The following is a 15,398-nucleotide window of genomic DNA, read 5'->3' as shown; positions in this document are numbered from 1 at the left end:
GATGGGACGCGTCCTGCCCTGGGCGGCGGTCGTCGTTCTCGTCGTCGCCGTGCTCGTCGCCGGGTGGACCTCACCGCCGCGGCCGGCCCCGGTCGGCAGCGACACCCTCGGTCCCGACAACGGGGAAGCGGTCGCCGACTATCTGACACGGGCCGCGGACAGCCTGACCGAGGCCGAAGCGGACGGAGACCTCGAGCACTGGGGACTGGTGTCGTTCACCGACGCCGTCGGCATCGACCGGGTCGTCGAACTCACCGACGAGGTGCGCGTGGCGCAGGTGCTGTTCCGTGTGCCGATCGACCGCGTCCAGACACCACTGGTGCCGGTCGCGGTGCCGGAGAACCCGGAGGCGGTACGTCGTGCCCCCTCGGTCGCCGCGGGCCGGCTGAGCCTGGTGGAGTTCGGGACCGAACGCGCCGCGCGGGTCGGGGCGGTCTCCGCGCAGCGGCTCGCCGACGGCTGCGACTGCGTCGTCGCGGCGGTGCTCCGTGGCACTCCCTCACAGTTCCGGGCCGTCGCCGACGCCCCGGACGTGCGGGCCGTGGAGGTCCTGCCCGCAGACGCGATCGCGGGACGCTTCGCGGTGACCCCGCTGCTGCCCACCCACGTCGAAACGGTCGTGCCCGGCCCGGACGACGGGGAGGTGTGACGGTGCGGTGGATCCCGTCTCGGAACGACAGTGTCTCGGAACGACAGCGCACCGGCGGAGCCGTAGGGTGAGCCGGTGAGCGACTCGGAGGATCGGAACGACTCGGGGCAGCGGAACATCGTGCGCACCGGGGTGCTGTGCGGTCTGGGTGCCTATGGATTGTGGGGACTGTTCCCCGCCTACTTCGGTCTGCTCGAACCCGCCGGCGCCGTCGAGATCCTCGCGCACCGCGTGCTGTGGACCCTCGTGCTCATGCTGATCGTACTGGGCGTCATGGGACGCCTCCGCACCCTGCGCGGCCTGTCGGCCCGCACCTGGGGCCTGGTCGCCGCGGCGTCCACCGCGATCGCGGTCAACTGGGGCGTCTACATCTACGGCGTCGTCTCGGGCCGGGTCGTGGAGACCGCACTCGGCTACTTCATCAACCCGCTCGTCAGCGTGGTGTTCGGTGTCCTGTTCTTCCGGGAACGATTGCGGCCGGCGCAGATCGCGGCGCTGGTGCTCGCGGTGTGCGCGGTGGTGGTCATCACCGTCGACTACGGCAGACCGCCGATCATCGCCCTGACCCTGGCGCTGTCCTTCGCGTCCTACGGGGTGATCAAGAAGATCGTGCCGCTCGATCCGCGCACGTCCCTGACAGGGGAGGGGATCGTCGCGGCCCCGTTCGCGCTCGGGTACGTGATCTTCCTCGCGGTGACCGGCACCGGCACCTTCCTCGGGCACGGCGTGGATCACACGGCCCTGCTCGTATCGGCGGGGCCGGTGACCGCAGTGCCGCTGCTGCTCTTCGGCGCGGCCGCACAACGGGTCCCGCTCGCGACACTCGGCATGCTGCAGTACCTCACGCCGAGCCTGCAGATGACGTGGGGTGTGGTGGTGCTCGGGGAGGACATGCCCGCCTCGCGGTGGATCGGTTTCGTCCTGATCTGGATCGCCCTGGCGGTGTACAGCACGGACGCGCTCGTGCGGGCCCGTCGTCAGCGTGCCGTGGTCACTGCGGAGCCTCGCGCGGCTTAGACTCGTCTCTGCCCACAGACATCCCGGGAGAGGCACGCGTGGCTGACTCGTTCGTTCATCTGCACACCCACACCGAGTACTCGATGCTCGACGGTGCCGCGAAGGTCGGACCGTTGTTCAAGGAGGCCGAACGGCTGGGGATGCCGGCCGTGGGCATGACCGACCACGGAAACATGTACGGCGCCAGCGAGTTCTACAACGTCGCCAAGAAGTTCGGCATCAAGCCGATCATCGGCATCGAGGCGTACGTCGCGCCGGAGTCGCGCTTCTCCACCAAGCGTGTGCAGTGGGGTGATCCCGGCCAGAAGTCCGACGACGTCTCCGGCTCGGGTGCCTACACCCACATGACGATGGTCGCCGAGAACTCGACGGGCCTGCGGAACCTGTTCAAGCTGTCCTCCCTCGCATCGATCGAGGGTCAGCTCGGCAAGTGGGCCCGTATGGACGAAGAGCTCATCGCCCACCATCACGAGGGCATCATCGCCACGACCGGCTGCCCGTCGGGCGAGATCCAGACGCGCCTGCGCCTCGGCCACGAGCGCGAAGCGCTCGAAGCCGCCGCGAAGTGGCAGGAGATCTGGGGCAAGGACAACTTCTTCCTCGAGCTGATGGACCACGGCCTGTCCATCGAGCGTCGTGTGCGCGAGGGTCTGATCGAGATCGGCCGCAAGCTCGACATCCCGCCGCTGGTGACCAACGACTGCCACTACGTCACCAAGGATGCGGCCGCGAACCACGAGGCGCTGCTCTGCATCCAGACCGGTAAGACCCTCTCCGATCCCACCCGGTTCAAGTTCGACGGCGACGGCTATTACCTCAAGTCGGCGCAGGAGATGCGCGAGCAGTGGGACCGCGAAGTGCCGGGTGCGTGCGACAACACGCTGCTCATCGCCGAGCGGGTGCAGTCCTACGAGGACGTGTGGACCCACCGCGACCGGATGCCGATCTTCCCGGTGCCGGAAGGGGAGACGCAGGCGAGCTGGTTGCACAAGGAGGTCATGCGCGGTCTCGATCGTCGCTTCCCCGCCGGCCCGCCCCGCGAGTACGTCGAGCGCGCCGAGTACGAGATCAGCGTCATCAACCAGATGGGCTTCCCTGCTTACTTCCTCGTCGTCGGCGACCTCATCAACCACGCCCGCGAGGTCGGCATCCGCGTCGGCCCCGGCCGTGGTTCGGCCGCCGGTTCGCTCGTCGCCTACGCGATGGGCATCACCAACATCGACCCGATCCCGCACGGTCTGCTGTTCGAGCGGTTCCTCAACCCCGAGCGCGTGTCGATGCCCGATATCGATATCGACTTCGACGATCGCCGCCGCGGTGAGATGGTGCGCTACGCCACCGAGCGGTGGGGCAACGACAAGGTCGCCCAGGTCATCACGTTCGGCACCATCAAGACGAAGGCCGCGATCAAGGACTCCGCGCGAGTCCAGTTCGGCCAGCCCGGATTCGCGATCGCCGACCAGATCACCAAGGCCCTGCCTCCGCCGATCATGGCGAAGGACATCCCGGTCTCGGGTATCACCGACCCGAGCCACGAGCGGTACAAGGAAGCCGCCGAGGTCCGCCAGCTGATCGAGTCCAACCCGGACATCAAGAAGATCTACGACACCGCGCTCGGTCTCGAGGGCCTGATCCGCAACGCCGGCGTCCACGCCTGCGCGGTGATCATGTCGTCCGAGCCGCTCATGGACGCGATCCCGCTGTGGAAGCGCGCGCAGGACGGCGCGATCATCACCGGCTGGGACTATCCGTCCTGCGAGGCCATCGGCCTGCTGAAGATGGACTTCCTCGGTCTGCGCAACCTCACCGTCATCGGCGACGCGATCGAGAACATCAAGGTCAACCGCGGGATCGATCTCGACCTCGACACCCTCCCGCTGGAGGATCCGGCGACCTACGAACTGCTCGCGCGCGGCGACACGCTCGGCGTGTTCCAGCTCGACGGCAGCGCCATGCGCGACCTGCTGCGCCGCATGCAGCCCACCGGCTTCGAGGACATCGTCGCCGTGCTCGCGCTGTACCGCCCCGGTCCGATGGGCATGAACGCGCACAACGACTACGCCGACCGCAAGAACGGGCGGCAAGAGGTCAAGCCGATCCATCCCGAGCTCGAGGAGCCGCTGAAGGAGATCCTCGCCGACACCTACGGCCTGATCGTCTACCAGGAGCAGATCATGCAGATCGCTCAGAAGGTGGCCGGTTACTCGCTCGGACAGGCAGACCTGCTGCGTCGCGCGATGGGTAAGAAGAAGAAGGAGATCCTCGACGAGGCCTACGACGGCTTCGCGCAGGGCATGAAGGACAACGGCTTCTCGCAGGCGGCGATCACCGCGCTGTGGGACACCGTTCTGCCCTTCGCCGGTTACGCGTTCAACAAGTCGCACGCCGCCGGCTACGGCCTGGTCTCGTTCTGGACCGCCTACCTCAAGGCGAACTACCCGGCCGAGTACATGGCCGGTCTGCTCACCTCCGTCGGCGACGACAAGGACAAGGCCGCGGTCTATCTGTCCGACTGCCGCAAGATGGGCATCACGGTGCTGCCGCCGGACGTCAACGAGTCGCACACCAACTTCATGTCGGTGGGTGAGGACATCCGGTTCGGGCTCGGCGCCGTCCGCAACGTCGGCACGAACGTGGTCGCCTCGATCATCAAGGGGCGGGAGGAGAAGGGCCGCTACACCGACTTCTCCGACTATCTCAACAAGATCGACACCGTCGCGTGTTCGAAGAAGGTCACCGAATCCCTCATCAAGGCAGGTGCATTCGACTCGCTCGGACACCCGCGCAAGGGATTGATGCTCGTCCACGCCGACGCGATCGACGCGGTGATGAGCACGAAGAAGGCCGAGGCCATCGGCCAGTTCGACCTGTTCGGCGGCGACGACGCCGACGAGTCCGTCGCCGCGGTGTTCAACGTCCGCATCCCCGAGGAGGAATGGGACACCAAGCACCGCCTCGCCCTCGAACGGGAGATGCTCGGCCTGTACGTCTCCGGGCACCCGCTCAATGGCGTCGAGCACGTCCTCGCGTCCCAGGCCGACACCCAGATCCCCGCGATCCTCGAAGGCGCGCTCAAGGACGGCAGCCAGGTCACCGTCGGCGGCATCCTCGCCTCGGTGAACCGGCGCATCAACAAGAACGGTCTCGCCTGGGCGTCCGCGCAGCTCGAGGACCTCACCGGTGGCATCGAGGTGCTGTTCTTCCCGCAGTCCTACGCCGTCTACGGCATGGACGTCGTGGAGGACTCGGTGGTGCTGGTCAAGGCCCGGGTGTCGATCCGTGACGACCGGATCTCCCTGATCGCCAACGATCTCGCCGTCCCCGACCTGTCGCAGATCGGGGTCGCGAAGCCGGTCTCGGTGTCGATGCCCACCCGGTTGTGCACCCCCGACAAGGTCGGTGCCCTCAAGAATGTGCTCACGCGCCATCCCGGTTCGTCCGACGTGCACGTGCGGCTCATCACCGGCAGCAAGGTCACCGTCCTCAAGCTCGACGACAGCCTGCGGGTCGAAGCGTCGTCGGCGCTCATGGGCGACCTCAAGGCCCTGCTCGGGCCGGGCTGCCTGGCCACCTAGCGGTCCGCCGCGCGGCGCGAGCCCTTCGGTGAGCGCCGCGCGGCAAGCCGGGGTCGGCCGGTGCGTCTAGGAACGGAGTGCGTGCTGCTGGATCCTGCGGACCCACCACACGACGACGGTGACCGCAGCGGCACCGATGACGGCGCTCTGGGCGCTGGTGGTGACGACGAGGACCACGAGCAGGGTCAGGAGACCGGCCGCGAGTGCTTCGAGCTTGTACAGGGGCCAGATCGTGCCGGCGATGTCCACACCGTCGGTGCGCTCACGGTGTATCCGGGGGTCGAGCACGGACATCGCGGTGCACCTCCTGTAGGCCGAGCGACTGTAGGCCGGGCGGAATTCTTTCTTCAGGATAGGCGCAGGGAAGAGTTCGGGCCACCGAACTCGACGATCGGGCGGCGACTGCTACAACGATTGTGTTGACTGGTCGGTATGCCACTGCACGGAGAATACGAACCGAGTCCCGTCGAATGGAGCGCCAAGCAGGTCGAGGAGTACGAGTCGTCGGGCGGAACCCGCGGCACCACCCTCCAGGGTCGACCGGTCATCATCCTGACCACGGTCGGCGCCAAGTCCGGCAAGCTCCGCAAGATCCCTCTCATGCGGGTCGAGCACGAGGGTAGGTACGCCGCTGTCGCCTCGCTCGGCGGTGCACCGAAGCATCCCGTTTGGTACCACAACATCGTCGCGAACCCGCACGTCGAGGTCAGGGACCGCACCGAGGTGTGGGACATGACCGCCCGCGAGGTCCACGGCGAGGAGAAGGCGCAGTGGTGGGAACGTGCCGTCGAGGCGTTCCCGCCCTACGCGGAGTACCAGGAGAAGACCGACCGCGAGATCCCCGTCTTCGTTCTCGAACCGGTCGAAGGCCCGTAGACCGAGCACGCTCGGACGGACTGTGCTGCTACCCCCTCGATGCGGATCCCGCCGTGGTGGTCGAATCGGGGGAGTGGCAGCATTGACGGGTGACCTCCACTTCGCGAACAGCAGAACCGATGACTCTGACCGCCGTGCCCTGCGCGGCCGACATCGATGCGGCTGCCGAGCGAATTTCGGAGGCGGTCGACCCAACGCCGCTCGAGCGCAGCCCTCGACTCTCGGCGCTCGTAGGCGCCAACGTCTACCTCAAGCGGGAGGACCTCACCCGGGTGCGGTCCTTCAAGCTCCGTGGGGCGTACAACGCCATGGCGCAGCTCGACGCAGCCGAGCGCGCCGCGGGCGTCGTCACGGCCAGCGCCGGTAATCACGCGCAGGGTGTCGCCTACGCGTGCCGGGTGATGGGAATCCAGGGCCGGATCTACGTGCCCACCCGCACTCCCAAGCAGAAGCGCGATCGGATCCGTGTCCACGGCGGCGACAGCGTCGAACTCATCGGTGTCGGCGACACCTTCGACGCCGCGGCCGCAGCGGCAGCCGACGATGCGATCCGCACCGGTGCGACGATGATCCCGCCCTTCGACGACGCCCGCACCGCTGCCGGGCAGGGCACCATCGCGCGCGAGGTCCTCGAACAGCTCGACGGCGATCTCGACGTCGTGCTCGTCCCCGTGGGCGGGGGCGGCCTCATCGCCGGTGTCGCCGCCTATCTGCGCGAGCGGTCCCCACGCACGTCGATCGTCGGCGTCGAGCCGGCGGGTGCAGCGTCGATGACCGCCGCGCTGGTCGCGAGCGGTCCCGTCACGCTGCCGGAGGTCGAGCCGTTCGTCGACGGCGCTGCGGTCAAGCGGATCGGCGACGTCCCCTACGCCGTGGTCTCCGAACTCGGTGCCGAGGTCGTGTCCCATTCGAGCCTGCCGCTCGTGGCTACGCTGCGCCGGGAGGGGCTCGGCCGGGCCCCGTTCGGGATGACCCAGATCGACGAGGGTGCGCTGTGCACCACGATGCTCGATCTGTACCAGAACGAGGGCATCATCGCCGAGCCCGCCGGCGCCCTGTCGGTCGCTGCCCTCGAGTCGATCTCGGTGCAGCCCGGAGCGAACGTGGTGTGCCTGGTGTCGGGCGGCAACAATGACGTCTCACGCTACGGCGAGATCATCGAGCGGTCGCTCGTCCACCGCGGGCTCAAACACTATTTCCTCGTGGACTTCCCCCAGGAGCCCGGCGCACTGCGGCGGTTCCTGGACGAAGTCCTCGGACCGGACGACGACATCACCCTGTTCGAGTACGTCAAGCGCAACAACCGGGAGACCGGCGCTGCCCTCGTCGGTATCGAACTGGGTGCCGCGGAAGACCTTTCGGCTCTGCTCAATCGCATGGACGCGTCGCCGATCGACGCGCAGCGACTCGAGCCGGGGTCGCCGGCCTACCGTTATCTGACGTAACCGGGTGGCCCGGTCACGTCACGGTTGGTGTGCGGTCACCAGCGATTGCACACCAGCCATGGGCCCCACCAATAGCAGTCGGGCCGCCAGTAGTGGTTCCGGTGATGGTCGCGGTCGTACTTCTTGTCGTGATGGTTGTAGTTCTTGTCGTGATCGTGGTGGTCGTACTTTCCGTGGTCGTCGTGTCCTCCGCTGACATTCACGATCCCGGGTGCTGTGTCGACGGTGGGGGTCGCCGATGCGACTCCGACGGGAGCGAGGACGAGGGCGGTGCTGAGGAATACACTCGCCAGAATCTTCTTGGGTTGCATGGTGATTCACCTCGAGAATTCGACGGTACTTGAGACGGTACTCGCCCACTCGTGGCATAATCAACGACTTTTTTCGCCTGACGAACGTTATCGGCGGGGCATCTCGGGAGCCTCCAGGATCGCGAAGGACCAGCCCGGGATCAACACTGCGGACTCGGTACGGTTGACCACCGGTTCGTCCCACCAGAGCAGTGGTTTCCCGCCGACCGGCACGGTGACGGGGTCGGGTCCGAGATTGCACGCCACGCGCAGCGCCCCGCGGTGCACGACGAGCCATTTCTCGTCCTCGTCGTACGTCACGTGCACGTGCTCGAGCCAGGGATCGGTGAGCTCGGCCCGATCCCGCCGGAGCGCAATGAGTGCGCGATAACACTCCAGCAACCGGGCGTGCCCGCCCTCGTCGCGTTCGTCCCAGCGCAGCTTCGAGCCGATGAAGGTCTCCGGAGCCTGCGGGTCGGGTACGTCGGCGGCGTCCCAGCCGTGTTCGGCGAACTCGCGCCGGCGACCCTCGACGACCGCCGCGGCGAGTTCCGGTTCGGGATGCGACGTGAAGTACCGGAAGGGTGTGCTCGCACCCCACTCCTCGCCCATGAACAACATCGGCGTGAACGGGGACGTGAGCACGAGCGCCGCCTTGACGGCCAGCTGACCGGGCTCGAGATAGGCACCCGGCCGGTCGCCGAGCGCCCGGTTGCCGACCTGATCGTGCGTGCAGGTGTAGGCGACCAGACCGCTCGCCGGCGTGCGCCGGGTGTCGAGCGGGCGCCCGTGGACCCGGCCGCGGAAGCTCGAATACGTCCCGGCGTGAAAGAAGCCGTGCCCGAGCGTGTACGCGAGGCAGTCCAGCGAACCGAAGTCGCCGTAGTAGCCCTGCCGTTCACCGGACACCGCCGCGTGGATCGCGTGGTGGACGTCGTCGGCCCACTGCGCGTGCAGTCCGTATCCACCGCCGGGCCGGGGAGTGATCAGCTTCGGATCGTTGAGGTCCGATTCGGCGATCAACGACAGGGGGCGGCCGAGATGGGCGGACAGGCGGAACGTCTCGACCGACAGTTCCTCGAGGAGGTGTGTGGCGGTGTGGTCGATCAGCGCGTGCACGGCGTCGAGCCGGAGGGCGTCGATGTGGAAGTCGCGGAACCAGCGCAGCGCATTGTCGAGGATGTACCGGCGCACCTCCCCGGATCCGGGACCGTCGAGGTTGATGTTGTCGCCCCAGATTCCCGGGGCCGCGGAGAGATAGGGACCGAAGCGGCCCAGATAGTTCCCCGACGGACCGAGATGGTTGTAGACGACGTCGAGTGCTACCGCCAGTCCGCGCGCGTGGGCGGCGTCGACGAAACGCTGCAGGGCATCGGGGCCACCGTAGGGTTCGTGCACCGCGTACCAGAGCACGCCGTCGTAGCCCCATCCGTGGGTGCCGTTGAACGCGTTGAGCGGCATGAGTTCGACGAACTCGACACCGAGGTCCACGAGTTCGTCGAGACGGTCGATCGCCGAGTCGAGTGTGCCCTCGGGGGTGAAGGTCCCCACGTGCATCTCGTAGACGATGCTTCCTGTCAGTTGCCGGCCGGTCCAGCCGTGGTCGGTCCACTTCGTCTCGTCGAGCACGTGGAGCTGCGACGGCTCGTGCACGCCCTCCGGCTGCCGCGGAGATCGCGGGTCGGGAAGGACCGTCCCGGTGTCGTCGTCGAGCACGAAACCGTATCGGGTGTCGGGAGCGACGCCGACGGTGGTGCGCCACCAGCCGTCGTCGCCGCGTTGCATGTCGTGGAACCGTCCGTCGGCGAACAGTCGGACGGACGACGGGATCGGAGCCCAGACCTCGAAGGTGTGCACTCGACCAGCATGCCGTGTCGGAGGCGTCGGTGCAGGGGATGGCGCCACCGGCGTACCACCCTGCCGCGCGTCAATTTTGTTGCAGCTGCAATGCACTCGATACTGGGGGAGTGAACCCGAATCCCGAGCGAGCCCGCCGACGGTACACCTCGCCGTTGCGGGAGGAAGCGGCCCGCCGAACCCGCGAGACGATCCGCGACGCCGCGGCGCGGCTGTTCGTTCGCGACGGCTACGTCAGCACCACCGTCAAGAACATCGCGGACGAAGCGGGTGTGGCGGTGCGGACGGTGTTCACCGCCTTCCCCGGCGGCAAGGCGGAGATCTTCCGCGAGGCGCTCGATCACGCGGTGGCCGGCGACGGCGATCCGCGCGCGAGCGAGGCGACAGATCCGGAACCGTCCCATGCCGGCGGCGTGGTCTCGCACGTCGACCTCGTGGTCGAGCAGGTGGTCCGCTACGGCACCGCGATGCTCGAACGCGCGGGCGGGCTGCTCATGACCTCCGTGGAATCATCGGGGGCGGACCCCGACATGCGTCGTTTCGCCGCGGACGACGCGAAGGCGACGGCCGAGAACGCCCGCACCCTCGCGGAAGGACTCGAACATGCCGGCTGGCTGCGCGAGGACGTCACCGTCGAGCACGCGGCCGATGTCCTGTTCACCCTGAGTTCCCCACAGGTGCACGCGCTGCTGAGGCGAGACCGCGGATGGGACGTCGACCAGTACCGTCAGTGGCTCTCGGGAACGCTGCGCGCGACGCTGTTGCGACGAACGGCGCCGTGACGGAGTCGGTTCAGTCGTCGCCGCAGTCGTCGAGGTAGAGCCACTCGCCGTCCTCCCGCACGAACCGGCTGTGCTCGCGCATCGAGTCGGGCACCCCGTCCGCCGTCCAGTGCGCGCGGAAGTCCACCGTGCCGGTCGTATGCAGGAATCCGCCTCCGGTGATGTGCAGGACCTCGAGCCCGGTCCAGCGCTGACCGGGGTCGAACTCGATCGAGCGCGGACGTGTGGACGGGTGCCAGGTGCGCAGCAGGTGCGCCGCGTCGCGCGTCGCGAATGCCGTGTACCGCGAACGCATCAGCCGTTCGGCGGTGGGCGCGCTCGCACCGGCCAGCAGCGGCCCGCAGCATTCGGACAGGGGAACGCCGCGACCGCACGGGCACGGGGAATCCGGGCGGGTGTCGGTGCTGCGGTCGGCTCTGCTCATGGCCACAGTCTCCCCCGATGGGCTCGATCGCCCGGCCTCGGGGCGGTCAGAGCGGGAGCGGACGATGCCGGGCGTGAATGATGTTCTCGGACCGCGCGCTCCGGAGCGCTCCGTGATGCAGAATGCCGGACATGAATGCGCAGCGCTATGTCGGGGTCGTGGGGCCGGGTGAAGCCACGCCCGAACAGCGACGCCTCGCCCGCCAGGTCGGGGGACTCCTCGCCGGACGCCGGGCCGTCGTGGTCACCGGCGGTCTCGGTGGGGTGATGGCGGCAGCCTGCCGTGGCGCTGTGGAAGCCGGTGGGACGACCCTCGGCCTGCTGCCCGGAGACGACCGTGCCGAGGGCAATCCCTATCTGACGGTGGCCGTTCCCACGGGCCTCGGAGAGATGCGCAACGCGCTGCTCGTGCGCAGCAGCGACGCGTTGATCGCGGTGGGTGGAAGCTGGGGCACCATGAGCGAGATCGCGCTCGCGGTCCGCATCGGTGTTCCGGTCATCGCGATCGGCGGTTGGCGGATGCCCGCCGCCGGAGTGCTCGATGTCGAATCGCCCGCCGAGGCCGTCGAGTGCCTGCACGCACTGTTGTGGCGCAAGGACCCGATGTGAGCCGACCGTGACGACGCAGTAAGCACGACGCAGTAGGCACGACACCGTAGACGCGACGATGCCCGCCGATCCGGATCGGCGGGCATCGTCTGTTGTGGACTCCTGTGGAGCAGGAATCTACGAGCCGGAGTTGGTGAGCTCGTAACGGCGGCGGTACTCCTCCTTGGACGTCTCGCTGATGTCGACGTCGGTGGCGCGGGCGCGCAGGGCGCCGACGGTAACCTCCTCACGCGGGATGTGCTCGAAGGGATCCCAGTCGAAGAACCTCGCGGCGTTGGCGAAGGTGATCTTGTCGATCTCCTCGTCGGTGCACTCGCACGCGTCGAGTTCCTCCTCGAGCATCTCGGGGGAGTTCGGCCACGTCGAGTCGGAGTGCGGGTAGTCGCATTCCCACGCGATGGTGTCGACGCCGAGCCGGTGACGGTTGTTCAGTCCGCTCGGTTCAGTGATGTAGCAGGCGAGGAAGTTCTTGCGCCACACGTCCGTCGGGCTCATGCCGGCCGGCAGGAAGCTGGTGCCGGTCCGGGACTGGTTGACGACGTGGTCGTCGATGCTGATCATCACCATGTCTTCGGCCTTCATCGAAACCTCTCCCTGACTGCGCAAAGTCCTGCCGGCGACGGCGCTCGCGATGAGAACTAGATCTTCCGTGCTCGAGAACGTAAACCAAGGACCTTCGACCGTGAGAATGTAATTCTCTATTTCGTGATCGACTACGCCGAGGGGTGATTGCATGTCCGGCCCGACGGGTGTGCCGGGGTGGTTCGGCAATCGAAAATGACAAGAATGCTTGACATGGAATGACAAGCATAGTTTACTTTTGGTGTGACCGACACACCGAGGAGCAACCGGGTCCGCGAATTCCGCAAGAAAGCGGGACTCACCCAGGCCGCGCTCGGCGACGCGGTCGGCGTCAGCAGACAGAGCATCGTCTCGACGGAGAAGGGTGACTACGCGCCCAGCGTGTACCTCGCCCTGCGTCTCGCCCTCACACTCGACAGCACGGTCGAGGAACTGTTCCCGCTCACCACCTAGGAGCCCTCATGACGGTCTTCGTGAAAACCGCGCGCTTCATCGGCGATCTGGACGACGAATTCTACCGCGACGAACGTCAGCGAGACGTCTGGAACGAAGCATCGGCGGTGGGATTCCAGTTGTCCCTGTGGATCGCGCTGGTGGCGGCGGCGCTGCTCCCGTGGCTCGCCGGCCGGCCCGGGGCGTGGACGGCACTGGGCATCCTCGTGGCCTGGTTCGTCGTGTCGATCGTGACCCAGTTGTACGCGCGGCAACGCGACGTCGACCTGTACGCCACCGCGAAACTGTGGCGACCCCGCAGTGCCGCCGCCGCCGCGCTCTATCTCGTCGGCGTCGCCGGCATCTTCCTCCGCCTGCGTTACGAGAGCCATCCTTTCGAGAACGACGCCGCGACCTGGACGGGGCGGGTCGTCGGCGCGGCGGTCGTCATCGTCCTCGCAGGACTGGTTCTCGCCTGGAGTCGGCGACGCACCCAGCGCCGGCTCGACGCGGAGGAAGCGCTCGACGCGCTCGAGGACTAACGCGCGCGGACGAGTGCTGCGACCGGCTGGGAGTCGAGCAGATCGGCCACCCGCACCCGACCGGTGAAGGAGCGTCCGGTCAAGGCATCCGACCAATCGCCGTCCGGCAGGTCGACGGTCGTGTCCTTCCACCCCGAACGCGACAGCGCCACGGTGCGGCGGGAAGCCACCGCGAGGACATCGAGGTCGTCCGACGCCGGACCGCGGCCGAACGCGAGCAGGTGCTCGGCGGCCGGGCCGGTGGCGAGGACCGGAACGTACGCGCCACCGACGAAGCTCGCCGGTCGTTCGCGGCGCAACCGGAGCGCGGTGCGCACGATCGTGAACTTCGCCGGCGCCGAATCAGGGGCGTCGAGCAGCCGCCGTCGGACGTCGAACTCCACCGGCCGCCGGTTGTCCGGATCGACGAGCGAGTCGTCCCACAGTTCGGTGCCCTGATAGACGTCGGGGACGCCGGGGCCGAGCAGTTGCAACAGTTTCTGGCCGCACGAGACGGCCGCGACGTGCGGTTCGACCTCGGTCACGAAAGCGGTGAGCTCACCCGCGACCGGTCCGTCGATCACCGCGTCCAGCCAGCTGCCCACCGCGGTCTCGAATTCCTCGTCGACCTCGGTCCACGTGGTGCGGGTTCCGTTCTCGCGCAGCGCCTTCTGCGCGTAGGCATGTACCCGTTCACGCAGTTCGTCGGTCACCACTCCGTCGAGCGGCCAGACTCCGAACAGGGTCTGCCACAGGAACAGTCCGATCGCCGGATCCGGTGCGGGCGCACGGTCGTTCCACGACCCGAGCCGCCGCGACCACTCGTCGGCGACCTGCGAGAGCACACCGATCCGCGCCCGGACGTCCTCGCTGCGTTTGGTGTCGTGGGTCGACAGGGTGGTCATCGCCCGCGGCCAGTGCCGTGCCCGCTGGGTCCACGCGAGGTGGAACTCGGCCGGGGTGGCCGAGAAACGGCCGGGTTGCCCGCCCACCTCCTGCAGCGAGATCAGCCGCGCCGCCCGATAGAACAGGCAGTCCTCGACCGCCTTGGCCGTCGCGGCACCGCACACCTGGCCGAAGCGGGACGCGGCCTCACCGCCGAGGGCCATCGCCCGGGCGAACACCGCGAGCGCAGGATCGAGCGCGGGTTGCGTCCGCGCGAGGTCGCCGACGATGCGCGGCACCAGGGTCGCGAGCGGCGCGTAGTCGGCGCGGTAGACGGGAAGCTGTGCGGCGACTGCCATCACGGCCTCGCGCAGCGCCGCGTCGTCGCAGCCGGTGTCGCCGGTCTCGCGTCGGATCGCCCGCACGAGGCGGCGCACCTCCGGCGCGAGCCCGCTGCCGAGCACCGATCGTTTGAGGTCGTGTTCGCGGGCGTGCAGCCACGGCGCGTCGCCTTCGGCGCCGGTGAACCTGCGCGACAGGGCGTTCAGCTCCGACTCGCCGGACGGATCGACGAACACCGTCGACAGTTCGCCGAGTGCGTCGTAGCCGGTGGTGCCGTCCACCGGCAGCGTCGCATCCAGCGGTTCGGCATCGCCGAGGATCTTCTCGATCACGAGCCACCGCTCGGGGCCGATCACCTCGCGCAAGCGCGCGAGATAACCGGACGGATCGGCGAGACCGTCCGGATGGTCGACGCGAATCCCGTCGACCAGATCGTCGGCGATCCACGACGCGACCTGCTCGTGCGTCGCGTCGAACACCGCAGGATCCTCCACCCGCACCGCGGCGAGATCGTCGACGGTGAAGAAGCGGCGGTATCCGATCAACCCCGAGTTCCACGCCACGAGCCGGTAGGCCTGCCGCGCGTGGACCTCCTCACCGGTGCCCTCGTCGGTCCCGGGAGCGATCGGGAATCGCTTGTCGTAGTAGGCGAGCATCGGCTCGTCGCCGGAGCGGTCGACGGTCAGCTCCTGCACCGCGTCGTCCGATCCGAGCACCGGCAGAGCGATCCGACCGTCCACACCGTTGTCACCAGCGAGGTCGAGATCGAAGAACGACGCGTAGCGCGATCCGGAGCCGTGCTTCAGGACGTCCCACCACCACGCGTTCTGACGTGGGTCGGCCACCCCGACATGGTTGGGGACGATGTCGACGACCAGCCCCATGCCCCGTGCGCGTGCCTCCCGCGACAACCGTTCCAGACCCTCGCGTCCCCCGAGCGACTCGGAGACCGTGCCGGGATCGACCACGTCGTATCCGTGGGTGGACCCGATCGTCGCGCTGAGGACGGGGGAGAGGTAGACGTGCGAGACACCCAGGGCGTCGAGGTAGTCGAGCAGGGCGACGGCGTCGGCGAAGGTGCACTCGTCGCCGCGCATCTGGAGTCGGTAGGTG

At 68.0% G+C, this 15,398-nt stretch carries 15 protein-coding genes; 9 read left to right on the top strand and 6 right to left on the bottom strand.

The features are described from left to right. Position 1: 1 nt before the first annotated feature. From RBB84_RS09595 to dnaE, 3 genes are all read left to right on the top strand, one after another. Positions 2-649 (top strand): hypothetical protein, encoded by a 648-nt coding sequence (locus RBB84_RS09595; protein ID WP_033097612.1) that lies wholly within the window; start codon positions 2-4, stop codon positions 647-649. A gap of 117 nt (positions 650-766) precedes the next feature. Beyond that, entirely contained in the window at positions 767-1,666 is a 900-nt protein-coding gene (gene rarD / locus RBB84_RS09590) for an EamA family transporter RarD (protein ID WP_033097685.1), read from the top strand. A 38-nt stretch (positions 1,667-1,704) separates the two neighbouring features. Beyond that, positions 1,705-5,241 (top strand): DNA polymerase III subunit alpha, encoded by a 3,537-nt coding sequence (gene dnaE / locus RBB84_RS09585; RefSeq protein WP_019289741.1) that lies wholly within the window; start codon positions 1,705-1,707, stop codon positions 5,239-5,241. A gap of 66 nt (positions 5,242-5,307) precedes the next feature. Here dnaE and RBB84_RS09580 read toward each other — a convergent pair whose 3' ends face one another. Further along, positions 5,308-5,535, bottom strand: a complete 228-nt coding sequence (locus RBB84_RS09580; protein WP_006554120.1) for a hypothetical protein — start codon at positions 5,533-5,535, stop codon at positions 5,308-5,310. A 138-nt stretch (positions 5,536-5,673) separates the two neighbouring features. Here RBB84_RS09580 and RBB84_RS09575 point away from each other — a divergent pair, with 138 nt between their 5' ends. After that, on the top strand, positions 5,674-6,117 hold the full coding sequence (locus RBB84_RS09575; RefSeq protein WP_006554119.1) for a nitroreductase family deazaflavin-dependent oxidoreductase: 444 nt from the start codon (positions 5,674-5,676) through the stop codon (positions 6,115-6,117). 119 nt (positions 6,118-6,236) lie between these two features. After that, positions 6,237-7,562, top strand: a complete 1,326-nt coding sequence (gene ilvA / locus RBB84_RS09570) for a threonine ammonia-lyase IlvA (RefSeq protein ID WP_019289740.1) — start codon at positions 6,237-6,239, stop codon at positions 7,560-7,562. Positions 7,563-7,597: 35 nt separating this feature from the next. On the opposite strand, the gene RBB84_RS09565 is transcribed toward ilvA, so the two are convergent. Together RBB84_RS09565 and treZ are read right to left on the bottom strand one after the other, a co-directional pair. Further along, positions 7,598-7,873, bottom strand: a complete 276-nt coding sequence (locus RBB84_RS09565; RefSeq protein WP_033097613.1) for a hypothetical protein — start codon at positions 7,871-7,873, stop codon at positions 7,598-7,600. An 87-nt stretch (positions 7,874-7,960) separates the two neighbouring features. After that, positions 7,961-9,709: a malto-oligosyltrehalose trehalohydrolase gene (gene treZ, locus RBB84_RS09560; protein ID WP_033097614.1), complete on the bottom strand. Its 1,749-nt coding sequence runs from the start codon at positions 9,707-9,709 to the stop codon at positions 7,961-7,963. A gap of 110 nt (positions 9,710-9,819) precedes the next feature. On the opposite strand from treZ, the gene RBB84_RS09555 reads away from it, so the two are divergent. Further along, on the top strand, positions 9,820-10,491 hold the full coding sequence (locus RBB84_RS09555; RefSeq protein ID WP_006554115.1) for a TetR/AcrR family transcriptional regulator: 672 nt from the start codon (positions 9,820-9,822) through the stop codon (positions 10,489-10,491). Between the two features lie 10 nt (positions 10,492-10,501). On the opposite strand, the gene RBB84_RS09550 is transcribed toward RBB84_RS09555, so the two are convergent. Further along, positions 10,502-10,915, bottom strand: a complete 414-nt coding sequence (locus RBB84_RS09550; RefSeq protein ID WP_033097615.1) for a YchJ family metal-binding protein — start codon at positions 10,913-10,915, stop codon at positions 10,502-10,504. A 122-nt stretch (positions 10,916-11,037) separates the two neighbouring features. Between RBB84_RS09550 and RBB84_RS09545 the strand changes: the two genes are divergently transcribed. Then, on the top strand, positions 11,038-11,523 hold the full coding sequence (locus RBB84_RS09545; protein ID WP_006554113.1) for a TIGR00725 family protein: 486 nt from the start codon (positions 11,038-11,040) through the stop codon (positions 11,521-11,523). Positions 11,524-11,640: 117 nt separating this feature from the next. Here the strand turns inward: RBB84_RS09545 and RBB84_RS09540 are convergent, their stop codons facing one another. Further along, positions 11,641-12,105 carry a hypothetical protein gene (locus RBB84_RS09540; protein ID WP_231911914.1) on the bottom strand — a complete coding sequence of 155 codons (465 nt, stop codon included), beginning with the start codon at positions 12,103-12,105 and terminating at the stop codon, positions 11,641-11,643. Between the two features lie 243 nt (positions 12,106-12,348). Between RBB84_RS09540 and RBB84_RS09535 the strand changes: the two genes are divergently transcribed. Continuing rightward, a complete protein-coding gene (locus tag RBB84_RS09535) occupies positions 12,349-12,558 on the top strand; it encodes a helix-turn-helix transcriptional regulator (RefSeq protein WP_006554111.1) in 210 nt (69 codons plus the stop codon). Between the two features lie 8 nt (positions 12,559-12,566). Continuing rightward, positions 12,567-13,079, top strand: a complete 513-nt coding sequence (locus RBB84_RS09530; protein WP_033097617.1) for a hypothetical protein — start codon at positions 12,567-12,569, stop codon at positions 13,077-13,079. Here RBB84_RS09530 and treY read toward each other — a convergent pair. Continuing rightward, positions 13,076-15,382 carry a malto-oligosyltrehalose synthase gene (treY, locus tag RBB84_RS09525; RefSeq protein ID WP_052040089.1) on the bottom strand — a complete coding sequence of 769 codons (2,307 nt, stop codon included), beginning with the start codon at positions 15,380-15,382 and terminating at the stop codon, positions 13,076-13,078. The two genes, RBB84_RS09530 and treY, sit on opposite strands and share 4 nt — an antisense overlap. Between the last annotated feature and the right edge of the window lie 16 nt (positions 15,383-15,398).

Source organism: Rhodococcus sp. D-6, assembly GCF_040256695.1.
GTDB lineage: Bacteria > Actinomycetota > Actinomycetes > Mycobacteriales > Mycobacteriaceae > Rhodococcus > Rhodococcus pyridinivorans.
Note: the sequence above shows the minus strand (reverse complement) of the source record. Positions and strands in the feature narration are given on the sequence as shown.